Genomic DNA, 13903 nt, shown 5'->3' with positions numbered 1-13903 from the left:
ATCGCTCGGCCACGTAAGCGTTAACGTCACTCAACGCGTATGATCGAACGGCTCTGCGGCTTCGGTCTGCGCGACTGTGTCCTGCGGATCGAGATCAAAGTGCCTCGAAAGGACACCCATGGATACCCCCCATAGTTCCAACCCGGCCATCTCCGCTCCGAAGATCGAGCGCGTGCGCCATGAACTGAAGCGGCGCACTCTGACTGTAACGGCCATCGACAGGATCACGCCCGGCATGCTGCGCATTCGGCTGGCCGGCGAAGATCTCGCCGATTTTGTCAGCCTTGCGCCCGACGACCACATCAAGGTGATGGTTCCGGGCGCCGGCGAGGAGATGGAGCGGCGTGACTATACGCCTCGCCAATACGACACCGACGCGCGGACACTCGTCCTCGATTTTGCCGTCCATGAGGCAGGCCCTGCCACGCAATGGGCGCTCGACGCTCGCGTCGGCGACAGGCTGGAGATCGGCGGTCCCCGCGGCTCGGCCGTCGTGTCCGCAGATATCGAGAACTGGCTGCTCATCGGCGACGAGACGGCGCTGCCGGCCATCGGCCGCCGGATTGAGGAGGCACGTGCGGGGGCACATATAACGGCGATCGCCGCGGTTGCCGATGCTCATGAACATCAGGCATTTCAAACCGATGCGCAGCTGGATATGCGCTGGGCATATCGGCCTCTCTCGGAAGCGGCGGATCCGTCCTCGCTTCTGAAGATATTGCAGTCGATCGATGTGGTGCCCGGCACGTTCGTCTGGATCGCCGCCGAAGCCTCCGTCACGCGCGCCTTGCGCTCCTACCTCGTCGAAGACCGCGGCTATCCGCTGAGCTGGATCAAGGCGTCCGGCTATTGGGTCAAGGGCAAGGCGGACACGACGGAGAAATTCGACTGAATGCGGGAGGCAGGCGGCAAGATGCCGCTTGCTCATCCTAATATGATAGGTCAGGCATCTTGCCGGAACAGGCTGCTGCCCCATTTCATGGCGCAATTGTCCCGCAAGTGGACAAGGCGTTCCGCGATAAGGTTGGGTTCACCGAAACTGCATTCTGGATAGATTTCGACTTCCTAAATTACAAGGGATCGTTGAAGGTTAGGCTTGAAGCGGGAATGGTGGCAAAGCCATAGGCGATCGCTTTGCAGGTCCATGCGCCGAGCGGGAGGCGGTGCTTTGGGCGTCATGTAAATCCCTGCCGTACGCGACGGCCAATGTTGAGGATCGACGCAAGGTGCTTGCCGTCCCGAAAGACCCGCCGCAGACATTCGTCGCATTGATGTTGTCGGCGCTTCGTAAGGCCTTCATCGGCATCGCTCTGGCGAGCGCGGCCATCAATGTGCTGGCGCTGACCGGCTCCTTCTTCATGCTGCAGGTCTATGATCGGGTCATTCCGAGCCATAGCCTGCCGACGCTGTCCGGTCTCGTCATCATCGTCGTGACCCTCTATCTGTTTCAGGGCGTAATCGAATTCCTGCGCTCCATGCTGCTTGTGCGCATCGGCATGTCGCTCGATGAGCGTCTAAACAGGAAGGTCTTCGGCGCGCTTCTGTTCCTGCCGAGCAAAAAACAGACGTCGGACGATGGGCTGCAATCGGTGCGTGATCTCGAGCAGATCCGCTCCTTCCTTTCCGGTACCGGTTCGACGGCGCTTTTCGATTTGCCATGGGTGCCGTTCTATCTGATCCTTTGCTTTCTGTTCCACTTTTGGATCGGCTTTACGGCTCTTTGCGGCGCCTTGCTGCTCGTCGGCATTACCGTGGCTGCCGAAATGCTGTCGCGTCGACCGGCGCTGGAGGCGGCCAGGTCTTCGGCAGCACGCCTCGGCTTTGCTCAGGCTGCGCGGCGGAACTGGGAGGCTGCTATTGCTATGGGGTTTTCCGGCCGCCTCACCGATAAATGGGCTGTCATGAATGAGGATTATCTCAGTCACCAGGCGATAGCGAGCACCCGTGTCGGCGCGCTGACCATCGCCGCCAAGATTGCACGCATGATGCTGCAATCCGGTGTCCTTGCCGTCGGCGCGATCCTCGTCATTCGCCAGGAAGCGACGGGAGGTATCATCATTGCCAGCTCGATCCTGGTGACGCGGGCGCTGGCGCCCGTCGAGCTTGCGATCGGCCAATGGAAGGGTTTTGTGGCTGCACGCCAGGGTTGGACTCGGCTTGCCGCACTCCTCGACGCCGCGCCGCCCGAGAAGCAGGCTTTCGCCTTGCCCGCACCGTCGCGGGAGCTCAGCGTCGAGAATATCACCGTGACGTCGCCCGGCAGCCGCGATCTTATCCTGCGCAATGTCTCGTTCAAGATATCGGCGGGAACCATACTCGGCGTCATCGGCCCGAGCGCATCGGGCAAGTCTTCGCTGGCACGTGCAATTGCCGGCTTGTGGCCGGTTGCAATCGGCTCCGTGCGGCTCGATCGTGCCGCTCTTTCGCAATGGGATACCGATGAACTTGGGCAGCATATCGGCTATCTGCCGCAGGATGTAGACCTCTTCGACGGCACAATCGCCGAGAATATTTCGCGTTTTGCTGAGGACATGCGAACCGAATCGATCATTGCGGCGGCGAAAGCGGCGGGTGTCTACGACATGATCGTCAAACTCCCGGATGGCTTCGATACCAAGATCGGCGAAGGCGGATCGCGCCTTTCGGCCGGGCAAAGGCAGCGTATCGCCCTGGCGAGGGCGCTTTACGGCGATCCCTTTCTGGTGCTTCTCGACGAGCCGAATTCCAATCTCGATGCGGAAGGCGAAGCGGCACTGACGGCGGCCCTCGCAGGCGTCAAGGAGAGGGGTGGCATTGCGATCGTCATTGCCCACCGGCCAAGCGCTCTTGCCGCCGCCGATAGGGTCATGATCGTTGCCGGCGGCCAGGTCCAGGCATTCGGGCCAAAGAAGGACATCCTCGGTCCGTCGCCCAAGCAGCTCGGAACGACGCATCTGGCCATCGCCGGCGGGGAGACGCACGGATGATCGGCAAGGCCTCGTCATCGAACGAACGAATGATCCGCCGCCTGTCGCTGTTGGTGATAGCCGCCATTTTGCTGTTGTTCGGCGTCATGGGCGGCCTTGCCGCCGCTACAAAGATTTCCGGCGCGGTCGTCACCTCCGGCACGCTTGTCGTCGACAGCTATGTAAAGCCAGTAAAGCATCTGAAGGGCGGGATCGCCCGTGCGATCCTGGTGAAGAATGGCGATCATGTCGCCGCCGGCCAGGTGCTCGTCCGGCTTGACGACACCCAGACCCAAGCCAACCTCTCGATCATCCGCAAACGGCTCAACGAACTTTCTGCCCGCACGGCGCGTCTGGCAGCGGAGCGCGACGGCCGGCAGGATATCGACTTTCCGGCCGATCTGCTCTCGTTTGCCGAAGATGCTGATGTGGCAGCTATCCTGGCAGGCGAGCGTCGGCTCTTTCGCGATCGTCAGATATCGCGCGATGGGCAGAAATCGCAGCTTCACGAGCGCATTCAGCAGCTCAGGCAGGAGATTGACGGTCTCGTCGCCCAGGAAGAGGGCAAGCGGCGGGAAATCGCGCTCATCGCCAAGGAGCTCGGAAGCCTCGAAGGCCTGCTCGATCAGGGCATCATTTCGGCGACGAAGGTCTACTCGTTGCAGCGGGAAAGCGCTTCGCTGAACGGCGATCTCGGAAACCTCGTCTCGTCCGTCGCCCAGACCAAAGGCAAGATTGCGGAAACCGAGCTGCAGATCCTGCAGATCGATGCCGACCGCAGTTCGGAAGTATCCGAGCAATTGCGCCAGGCGGAAAGCGATAGCGGCCAGTTTGCCGAGCGCCTTATCGCCGCCGAGGACGATCTGAAGCGGATCGACATCAAGGCGCCGCAGGCGGGGATCGTCGACCAGCTAAGCGTCCATGCCGAAGGGGCAGTCATTTCGCCGGCAGAGGCGATCCTGCAGATCGTTCCGGACAAGGACGCGCTGGTCGCAGAACTGAAACTCGCGCCCCAGGATATTGATCAGATTACCGTGGGACAGGCGGTGTCCCTGCGTTTTCCTGCCTTCAATCAACGGATTACCCCGGAGCTGAACGGGCATGTCGATACGATCTCCGCGGATCTGACGACGGATCAGCGTTCGGGGCAAAGCTACTATGTCGTGCGGGTCAAGGTGGCAAAGCAGGAATGGGATCGGCTGGGGCAGCTTACGCCGCTGCCCGGCATGCCTGTGGAGGCCTTTCTGCAAACGGGCCAACGAAGCGTCCTTGCTTATCTGACAAAGCCGATGACCGACCAGATCAGGCGAGCGTTCAAAGAGGATTAGGCATATAGGTGCATCGGCGCAGAGTTGTGATGCGCAGGAGCGCTATTGCTCACAGCGATCAATTGCGCAGCGGTCGATGCAAACGCTTCATCGCTTGACTTTTGAGGAGGGTAGCATGGATCAATACAAGGGCGGTTGCCTATGCGGCGAGGTCCGATTTGTGGCATCGGGTCGGCCGTACCGGGTCGGCCTTTGCCATTGTCTCGACTGCCGCAAGCATCATGGCGCGCTTTTCCATGCCTCTGCGATATTCCCCGAGCAGGCGGTCAAGATCGACGGTGAGGCCCGGGATTATGCAGGGCGCTTCTTCTGTCCCCGCTGCGGCTCGTCCGTTTTTTCGCGCACCGTGGATGAAATCGAGATAAGTCTGGGCTCCCTGGATGCTCCCGACCAGCTAAAGCCCACTTACGAGCTATGGACCATCCGTCGCGAATCGTGGCTGCCGCCTTTTCCGCTCGAGAAGCGATACGCACGCGATCGCGAGGGTACCGGCCGCTTCGAGGAATAGCTCCCGATGGCGGTTGGTTTCGGCCGGATCAATCCGTCCGAAACACCTGTTTTGACGCACCGATTGTTCGATGCAGTCAGATGTGCCAGTCCGTCGTGTGGGCGGATTGCGTCGAGGCGGCAAGCTGGGCGTTGTGATCGTCCAGGGAATAGGCCTTGATATAGTCGATCTTCATCTCCGACCCATTCGGGAGACCATCCGTCGGCGTCCCCGCCACGCCGCCGACCGCGAGATCGACCAGCATGTACATCGGCCCGTGCATATCGGCCGGCGTATCGGCATGGGCAACGGCAACGTCGTCGAAATACCAGACGATCTGATCCTTGTCCCAGAGCACGCCGTAATTGTGGAAGCCATCGGTGCTTGGCACTTCCACTGGAATAGAGGTCTTCGTGTGCTCGCCGGTGGCATTCGAATGAACCGTCACATTGACCGTGGTCGGGTTTTGTCCGCGCATTTCCACCACGTCGAGTTCCGGTGGCCAGGAACCATCCTCCGGCAGCAGCCAGAAAGCGGGCCAGACGCCCTGATTATGCGGCATCTCTGCCCGCATTTCGAAATAGCCGTAGGTCTGCGAGAAGGTCGAGTGAGTGGTCAGAATGCCTGAAGTATAATCATGGTTCTCGACGATCGATTTCAGCGCGTCCGGCGTCTGTTTCGCCGTAATCGTCAGAATGCCGTCGGAGACAGAAAAGGGGTTGGCGGATGCGGTCGGTGCATAAGAAGGATTGATGTACCACTGCAGTTCATCATTCAGGCTGCTGCCCTTGTCCGGCGCCCAGGAATATTTAGCATCCCAGGTGCCCTGCGTCCCCTCGTGCAGCGAAAGCGTATTGAAATCGTCCGAAAAAGTCTGAGTGAGCGACGATCTGTCGAGCCCGAGCTGAAACTGGTCTTCATGCAGGTCGGAGATGGTCTTGTTGGCGAAGACCAGGCTTTCGCCATTACCGAGATCGAGCCGGACATTGGCACCTTCCTGCGTGGAATGGCTCACGACCTGATCGAACGACGTCAGGCCATACTGATTGAGCCTGACCTTGTCGTCATCGCTGAAATCGGTGATGAGATCGCTGCCGTTGCCCTTGCTGATGATGAAAGTATCGGCGCCGCCACCGCCCGTCAGCACGTCGTTGCCGGCACCGCCATCGATGGTCTGGCTGCCGCTGCCGCCGGTGATGATGTTATCGGCGTCATTGCCATAGGCATGGCGATTATTGCCCGTGACCGTGAGATTTTCGAAATTTTCGGGCAGCGTATAATCCATCCAGGTATTGATGGTATCCACGCCGGCGTTGGATGCTTCATAGGCGTGATTGATGCTGGAATAGAGATAGTAGATATCGTCGCCGGTGCCGCCCATCATCGTCACATTGACGGAGGCGTCACCCCACATGGAGTCGTTGCCGGCGGTGCCGTAAAGCACCGGGCCAGAGCCGGTGGCGGAAAAGAAACCTGTCGACGTATCGCTATAGTAAAGTGGCTGTCCAAGGGCATTCAAAACTGAATTGGGCATGAGAATCCTCTTCCTTCGTGCCGGACGACCTCCTCCATCGAGCTAATATTTCTCCCCGCTCATATGCATCAAATAGCGTGCATTGTTTTTCTGCCCACCCCCGACGGCAAGTTTTTTCGCCAACCTGCCCAAAAGTGCTGGTTGGAGCATTCGTGCTCATGGCTATGAGGCCGGGACGCAGTTATTCACCGCGTCCCCGAAGCCAGAATTTAGAGCGCGGCCTTTACCTTGGCAGCGACATCCGGGCTTACCCATGTCGCCCAGATGTCTTCATGGTTCTTCAGGAAGTATCGGGCGGTGTCTTCGTTGGTGCCCTGGTTATCCGTCTGCCATGCAAGAATGCTATTGACGAGATCGTTCGTCCATTTCCGTTTCTTCAGATAGTCCATCGCGAGGCCGGCGTGATCGGCAAACTTCTTGGTGACGACGGTGTAGACTTCCGAGACGGGATAGGAATTGACCTTTGGATTGGCGCAATCCATGACCGAGGTGCATGCGTCCCATTCGGCCTTGTCGTGGGGTACGCCGAAGGAAAGGCGCACCATCGGATACTTACCGAGGATCGCGGTCGGCGACCAATAATAGCCAAGCCAGCCCGTCTTCTTTTCGAAGGCATTGGCGATCGTACCGTCAAGAGCGGCGGCAGAGCCGGTCTCGACGATTTCAAAGCCCTTCTTCTCGCCGTCGAGCGCCCGGTAGAGATTGCCGAGCGACGCCTGGCATTGCCAGCCGGGCGGGCAATTGTAGATGACGCCCTTTTTCGGATCGTCCGGCGCGGGGAAAAGTTCCGGGTGTTCCAGCGCCTGCTGGACGGTCTTGATATCGGGATGGGCGTCGGCGAGGAATTTCGGAATCCACCAACCATCCTGGCCGCCATCGGAAAGAATGCCGGCAGCGATGACCAACCGTCCCTCGGAAACCGCCTGATCCAGCGGCGTGCGCACCGCATTGATCCAAAGTTCCGGCGCAACGTCCGGTTGGCCTTTCTCGTTCATCGAAGTAAATGTTGGCAGCGTGTCGCCCGTGAGGAGTTCGACCGAGCAGCCATAGCCTTCCTGGAGGATGATCTTGTCGACATTTGCCGCAACGCCGGCCGACGCCCAGTTCATTTCGGCGATGGAGACCGAACCGCAATCGGCATGCGCGGCGCCGGCAAAGGTATAAAGTGCTGCAGCGAAGACGGCGGCAGCTATAGGCTTCTTCATGTAAGACCTCCAGGTCCTGATGTTGCTGTTGTCGAAGGATGTCGCGGGTGAAGCCGTTGATCTTTTCCTTCGCTCTTGCGATGCCCCGGCAGCGCAACGGCCACGCAGAGGCAAATCCGGACAGTCAAACCCGTCCGGGCGCGTCCGGATTACTGCCACATCGATCCCGATGCCATGTGTTGGCCGGATGAAGTTTGAAGCTTTCCCACAGGAAATGAACGGATGCTACCGGCGTCATCGGCGTCTTATGCCCGACACGGAAGCTGGAGATCCGTTTGATCGCTGCCGAATGGACCTGCGCGCGAGCTGCGGAGGGAACGGGCAGTTCCGTTGGCGACCACGATCATATCGAAGGCTTCAGCTTTTTTTGACCCTCCGCAGCGATGCTCTCGTGGGTAGAGCGTTTTCCGACTTTGCAGCTATTGCCTTCAGGGTGATCGAGGATAGATCGCAGCATGTTGAAGCAATCAGGAGTTTCATATGCGGAAGATCATTCTGATCGGTATCGTGGCATGCGGATTTGCCGCGCCAAGCTATGCACAGGTATCAAACGACCAACTGGAATTGGCTTACAATTCGGCACGCAATCAACTTGGCGTGCTGAAATATTGCCAGAATGCAGGCCACATCGATGGGGCTGCTGTCGAGACTCAAACGAAAATGCTCGCTCTCATACCGGCGCCCTCGGATACGGCGAAGGGCGAAGCGGCCGAACAAGAGGGTGAAAAAGGCAAGATCTCCGCCATGGGCGTGAATCAGGATCTTGCAGCCATTACAAAAGCGCAGAACGTGACCGAAAAGCAGTTTTGCGAAACCATCGCAAATGCGGTGAAGCAGGCTGGCGCGCAACTTCCAAAATGAAATGCAAAACTGCGACGGCGCGAGCCGTCGCAGCTTGCCATGTACAATATCCGCTTGGCATCCGCATCGCTTCGGACTGCCTCATAGTTTGCTTGAGATCATTCCAACGCCAGCGAACGCGCCACGGTCAGGTTGCTGCCGACGGCCTCAGCGATCTTGAAACGGATTTCCGCCTGTCTTCGCATAAACGCATCACAATGCCTTTAGTCTAGTATTTTTATAGACAATTATCGTGCCGTTCAGCCTGCGCGGTGCCGAGCGGCCTTTTGGCCGCATGATCGATGTCGTGGCGGCCAAAATAGGGACGGGATATGAGAAAAACGCATTCAAGCGCGAAAACCATCGGGCGAAGCAAGATCCGCATTGCCCTGGCATTTTCTTTTCTGACGATGATGGGCACTGTCGCAAATGCCGCATCCGATACGGCAAAGCCGGTCGATGGGGGCATTCTCAACGTCGGATTGGCAACGGATGCCTCCATTATCGACCCGTCGATCACGGGCAACTCGGTTACGGCATTGATTACCCGCAATATCGTCGACTCGCTTGTCGGGCAGGCCGAAGACAACAAGTTCACGCCGTGGCTGGCAGAAAGCTGGGACATCAACGGCGACAATACCGTCTATACTTTCCGTCTGCGTCAGGGCGTGACATTCAGCGACGGCACTCCGCTCGATGCAGCCGCGGTCAAATACAATTTCGATCGCATTCTCGATCCGAAGACGACATCGAGCTACGCCAAGTCGCTGCTCGGACCGATCGACAAGATCGAGGCGCCGGATAGCCGTACGGTCGTGATCCGCTATCGCCAGTCCTTCGCGCCTTTGTTGCAGGGGTTGAGCCTTCCCTATCTCGGCATTCAATCATCGACCTATCTTCAGAAGGCGCAGAGCACGACGAATACGGTCATCGGATCGGGTCCCTACGTGCTCGACAATTTTACCAAGGGCAGCGGCAGCAAGCTGAGCCGCCGTGCGGATTACAATTGGGGTCCTGGCTATGCCGCGCATAAAGGGCCGGCCCATTTCGATCAGATCGTCTTCAAATATCTGCCGGAGGCTTCCGTGCGTCTCGGTGCGCTGGCAAGCGGTCAGTTGCAGGCGATCGACGCGGTGCCGCCGGCAAATTATCGCTCCGTTCAGGGTAACGGCAAGCTGCAGGTGGTGACGCGGGAAAACCCGGGCGTCAACAGCGCCTATTTCCTGAACACCTCGAAGGGACCATTTCAGGACTTGAAGGTGCGGCAGGCTTTCCAGAGCGCCGTCAATGGACCGGCAGCGGTCAAGGCTGCCTTCTTCGGAACCTTGAAGCCGGCCGACAATATCCTCGGCCCCTCGACGCTCTATTATGACCACGATATTTCCAGCTCATGGGGCTTCGATCTGGCAAAGGCCAACCGGCTGCTTGACGAGGCGGGCTGGTCACAGAAGGACGCCGATGGTGTCCGCAAAAAAGATGGCGGCCGGCTGACCCTGCATTATGTCTACGACAGCACCTCGCTCGCCGCGACGGAAGTGACCTTGGCGCAGGCCATTCAATATCAGGTGCGGCAGGCGGGTTTCGATTTGCAGCTCGATCCAGTCGATTCCGGTGGCTGGACCGCTCGCGCCAATGCCAATGATTACGATCTCGTGTCCTTCTACTATGTGCGTGCGGAGCCCGATATCCTGCGCACGGTATTCCATTCGGCCTATATTCCTCCAGCCGGTCAGAATGCGTCTCGCGTCAAAAGCCTCGATGAAAAGCTGACGAAAGCGGTCGGGGCTTCCGATGCCGAGCGTAAGAAACTCTATGCCGAGATACAGAAGGAAGTGATCGAGCAGGCTTATGCCGTACCGCTTTTCGTAGCCGCCTATCAGCTCGGCGCCTCGAAGAGCCTGCATGGCATTTCCTGGGCCACCAATGCGAAGCCGAATTTCTACGATGCCTGGCTGGACCGCTAAGCTCTTCCAAACCGCTGTGCGGCGGACCGGGGTGATCGTTGCCGTGCTTTGGGGCGCGGCAACGATTGCCTTTATCGCCGTAAAGCTCATTCCCGGCGATCCCGTCGCGATCCTGGCTGGCGGGGAGAACGTCGTCGATCAGGCAGAGCGGGCCGCATTGGTGCATCAATATGGCCTCGACCAGCCGCTTGCGCTGCAATATGCGCATTATATCGCCAAGGCCTTAAGTGGCGATTTCGGACAAAGCTACCAGTACAGACAGCCTGTTTCAGAGGTGATCTATGAGGCCGCGGGGCCGACATTGCAGCTCGCCGGCAGCGCGATCGTGCTTGCTCTCCTTCTGGCGATCAGCGTGGCCTTGGCAACCGCAGGCCGTCGCAAAAGCCTGACATTGCTGTCCTCGGGGATAGAATTGATCCTTCTGAGCACGCCCGTCTATTGGATCGGCATTGTCCTATTGTCGGTCTTCAGCTTCAATTTCGAATGGTTTCCGGTCACAGGCAATGATGGACCATCGGCGCTTGTGCTGCCCGCCATTGCCTTGAGCCTGCCGCTCGCCGCACTCTTGAGCCAGGTATTGCGCGACGGCCTGGAGGAGGCGCTGTCCCAGCCGTTTTCTCTGACCGTGCGGACACGCGGCGTCGGCGAGACGGTCCTGCGTGTCAGACATGGTTTGCGGCACGCCGCACTGGCGGCCTCGACCCTCACCGGCACGTTGCTTGCCAGCACCCTAGGCGGCTCGATCCTGACCGAGACGGTATTCGGCCGTTCGGGCATCGGGCAGATCACGCTTCAGGCGATCAAGACCCGCGACATGCCGTTGATCCTCGGTCTGGTGATGCTGTCTGCCCTTGTCTTCGTCATCGTCAATCTGCTGGTCGATGCTTTCTACCTTGTGATCGATCCACGTCTAAGGAGGACAGGCCTTTGAGCGATGTCGTGCTAGCTGAAAGCGGGCAGCGCCGCATCACGCGCAGACGCCCCGTCTGGCTGTCTTTCGGACTGCTTGTTCCCTTCGCCTTTTTTGTGCTTCTTTGTGTAGCGGTCTGGGCGCCACAATGGCTCTCTGCTCTCGATCCCGAGGCAGTCGATACGAATGCGATCCTCTTGCCGCCTGATGGGCAACACTGGTTTGGAACCGACGAACTGGGCCGGGATCTGTTTTCGCGGGTGGTTTACGGCACCTCGCAATCCCTAACCATCGGCATCGGTGCGACCCTGATTGCCAGTCTCGGCGGGATCGTGTTGGGGACGACGGCTGCACTGGCTCCAAGGCCGATCGCCCGGCTTTTGTTACGCATCATCGATATTCTGCTTGCCTTTCCGGAAATGCTGCTTGCATTGCTGGTGATTGCCGTTCTCGGCCGCGGGCCAGCCAACACGCTCTTGGCGGTCGGGCTTGCCAGCATCGCCGGCTACGCGCGGCTGATCCGTTCGCAGGTGCTTCACATTAAGCTGTCGGACTATGTCGAACATGCCGTGGCACTTGGCGAGCATCCGTGGACGATCATCAGCCGGCATATCGTCCCCAACGCCATCCGGCCGCTTCTCATCCTCGCGACGATTGGTGTGGGCAGTTCGGTACTGTCCGCTTCGGCCTTGAGCTTCCTTGGTCTGGGCGTCGTGCCTCCGGCCGCCGAATGGGGTGCACTCCTCGCCAATGGCCGCAATTTTCTCGATATCGCGCCCTGGACCAGCCTGTTGCCGGCGACGGTGGTTGCGCTTTCCGTCATTTCGATCACGCTCCTGGGCCGCCGGCTGCAAACCCTCCTCGCAACGGGAGATCTGCGATGAATATTCAGTCCGGCCTTCGAAACTTTCAGACCACCGCTTCCGAGCCGCCCCAGCTGCTTGCGGTCAAAGGGTTGAATGTGGCCTTTCAGACCCCGCAGGGCCGCGTGGATGCGGTTCGCGACCTGTCGCTACAAATCGCGCCTGGCGAGATCCTCGCATTGGTCGGCGAATCCGGCTCCGGAAAGTCTGTAACGGCCCGGGCGATTGTCGGCCTCGCCGGATCGCGCTCCGTGGTAAAAGCCGACAGGATGGATCTGAGCGCGCATGATGGCCGGCCGCTCGACCTCCTTGATCTGTCGGAAAAAGCCTGGCGCCATGTGCACGGCCGCGAAATCGGTTTCATTCTTCAGGATGCGCTCGTATCGCTCGATCCCCTGAGGACGGTCGGTCGCGAAATCGCCGAGCCCATCCTCACGCATCGACTGGCACCACCTTCACTCGTATCGCAACATGTCGTGGAATTGCTGGAACGTGTTGGTGTTCCCGAGCCGGATTTGCGGATGGGGCAATATGCGCATCAATTGTCCGGCGGATTGCGGCAAAGGGCATTGATTGCCTCCGCGCTTGCCGGCCAGCCGCGCTTGCTCGTCGCCGACGAACCGACGACAGCGCTGGATGTCAGCGTCCAGAAAAGAGTGCTCGCCATCTTCAAGGAACTGGCCGCTGCCGGCCATGGCATCCTCCTGATCACGCATGATCTCTCCGTTGCCGCCCAGCTTGCCGATCGGGTCGCGGTGATGCAAAAGGGCCGGCTGGTGGAAACGGGCCTGGCGCGCAGCATTCTGTCAGATCCACAGCATGACTATACCCGGCGGCTCCTGGCAGCCGTACCTACAGCGGTCAATCGCGGCCGTCGCCTCAGCGCAGCGAATACGCCCTTGCCGCTCCGGAAGCCCGTTTGCTCAGCCGAGAGTCTGCTGGAGATACGCAACGTATCGATGAGTTTCAGGCACGCGGATGGCAGTCTTCGGCGCGCCGTCAGGGACGTATCGCTTCATATCGGCAGCGGCGAAACGCTGGGTGTCGTCGGTGAATCCGGTTCGGGCAAGACCACGCTCGGCAAGATTGCGCTGGCGCTGCAGCGGCCGGATGCGGGGGAGGTGCTGTACGAAGGGCGACCGTGGAGCGCGCTTTCCGAACGCATTCGCCGCCCCCTCAGAGCCGGAATACAGACCATCAGCCAGGACCCGCTGAGCTCCTTCAACCCACGCTTCACCGTCGAGCGCATCATCGAGCAGCCTCTGCTGCTTCACGGCGGCCTCGGTAGATTGGAGCGCCGCGAGAAGATCATCGGTCTAATGGATCTGGTCGGGTTGCCGCCGGATTTGCTCGCCCGGAGGCCGACCGCGCTTTCAGGTGGCCAGCGCCAGCGCGTATCGATCGCCCAGGCTCTTGCGGCCGCGCCGAAGCTTCTGATTTGTGACGAGCCGGTTTCGGCACTCGATGTCACGACGCAAGCCCAGGTTCTGGATCTATTGGTCGATCTGCAGGCAAGGCTCGGCCTGTCGATGATGTTCATTTCGCATGATCTGGGGGTGATCCAGCATATCAGCCATCGGATCGTCGTCATGAAGCAAGGAGCGATCGTCGAGGCTGGATCTGTCGAAGAGGTCTTCCAGCGGCCTCGCCATGCCTATACGCGCGAACTTATTGCATCCGTGCCGAGGTTTTCGCGCTAAAAGGCCTGATCGTAACATGGTTGGCTTCATTCTTTACGTCTCCTTGCCGCCGGCAAAATAGCCGGTTCCGGCCTAATTACTGTCGGCGCGTTACCCTTGAGAAGCATCACGCTGTCAACCTGCTCGG

Annotated in this window: 11 protein-coding genes; 9 read left to right on the top strand and 2 right to left on the bottom strand. The window is 59.4% G+C overall.

Annotated elements, in window-relative coordinates:
- The first annotated feature begins 118 nt into the window (after positions 1-118).
- From JJQ51_RS10975 to JJQ51_RS10960, 4 genes are all read left to right on the top strand, one after another.
- On the top strand, positions 119-892 hold the full coding sequence (locus JJQ51_RS10975) for a siderophore-interacting protein (RefSeq protein ID WP_113354369.1): 774 nt from the start codon (positions 119-121) through the stop codon (positions 890-892).
- A 334-nt stretch (positions 893-1226) separates the two neighbouring features.
- Positions 1227-2966 carry a type I secretion system permease/ATPase gene (locus JJQ51_RS10970; protein WP_113354370.1) on the top strand — a complete coding sequence of 580 codons (1740 nt, stop codon included), beginning with the start codon at positions 1227-1229 and terminating at the stop codon, positions 2964-2966.
- Positions 2963-4273: an HlyD family type I secretion periplasmic adaptor subunit gene (locus JJQ51_RS10965; RefSeq protein WP_113354371.1), complete on the top strand. Its 1311-nt coding sequence runs from the start codon at positions 2963-2965 to the stop codon at positions 4271-4273. Before JJQ51_RS10970 ends, JJQ51_RS10965 begins: the two co-directional genes overlap by 4 nt.
- 115 nt (positions 4274-4388) lie before the next feature.
- Positions 4389-4781: a GFA family protein gene (locus JJQ51_RS10960; RefSeq protein ID WP_113354372.1), complete on the top strand. Its 393-nt coding sequence runs from the start codon at positions 4389-4391 to the stop codon at positions 4779-4781.
- Positions 4782-4857: 76 nt separating this feature from the next.
- On the opposite strand, the gene JJQ51_RS10955 is transcribed toward JJQ51_RS10960, so the two are convergent.
- Together JJQ51_RS10955 and JJQ51_RS10950 are read right to left on the bottom strand one after the other, a co-directional pair.
- Positions 4858-6294 (bottom strand): family 16 glycosylhydrolase, encoded by a 1437-nt coding sequence (locus JJQ51_RS10955; RefSeq protein WP_113354373.1) that lies wholly within the window; start codon positions 6292-6294, stop codon positions 4858-4860.
- Positions 6295-6503: 209 nt separating this feature from the next.
- Positions 6504-7499, bottom strand: a complete 996-nt coding sequence (locus JJQ51_RS10950) for an ABC transporter substrate-binding protein (RefSeq protein WP_113354374.1) — start codon at positions 7497-7499, stop codon at positions 6504-6506.
- A 480-nt stretch (positions 7500-7979) separates the two neighbouring features.
- Between JJQ51_RS10950 and JJQ51_RS10945 the strand changes: the two genes are divergently transcribed.
- The 5 genes from JJQ51_RS10945 to JJQ51_RS10925 all read left to right on the top strand — a co-directional run bounded on the left by JJQ51_RS10945 (position 7980) and on the right by JJQ51_RS10925 (position 13776).
- Positions 7980-8360 (top strand): pore-forming ESAT-6 family protein, encoded by a 381-nt coding sequence (locus JJQ51_RS10945; protein ID WP_113354375.1) that lies wholly within the window; start codon positions 7980-7982, stop codon positions 8358-8360.
- A 311-nt stretch (positions 8361-8671) separates the two neighbouring features.
- Positions 8672-10303, top strand: coding sequence for an ABC transporter substrate-binding protein (locus JJQ51_RS10940; RefSeq protein ID WP_113354376.1), 1632 nt, complete (start codon positions 8672-8674; stop codon positions 10301-10303).
- Entirely contained in the window at positions 10284-11234 is a 951-nt protein-coding gene (locus tag JJQ51_RS10935; protein WP_113333186.1) for an ABC transporter permease, read from the top strand. Before JJQ51_RS10940 ends, JJQ51_RS10935 begins: the two co-directional genes overlap by 20 nt.
- Complete coding sequence (locus tag JJQ51_RS10930; protein ID WP_269244718.1) at positions 11231-12097, top strand: ABC transporter permease; 867 nt, start codon at positions 11231-11233, stop codon at positions 12095-12097. The genes JJQ51_RS10935 and JJQ51_RS10930 overlap by 4 nt, the downstream gene beginning before the upstream one ends.
- Positions 12094-13776 (top strand): dipeptide ABC transporter ATP-binding protein, encoded by a 1683-nt coding sequence (locus tag JJQ51_RS10925; RefSeq protein ID WP_269244717.1) that lies wholly within the window; start codon positions 12094-12096, stop codon positions 13774-13776. Before JJQ51_RS10930 ends, JJQ51_RS10925 begins: the two co-directional genes overlap by 4 nt.
- Positions 13777-13903 lie beyond the last annotated feature (127 nt).

This window comes from Rhizobium sp. AG207R (genome assembly GCF_027109195.1).
Classification (GTDB): domain Bacteria; phylum Pseudomonadota; class Alphaproteobacteria; order Rhizobiales; family Rhizobiaceae; genus Rhizobium; species Rhizobium dioscoreae.
This window is presented reverse-complemented; position numbering and strand designations above follow the sequence as displayed.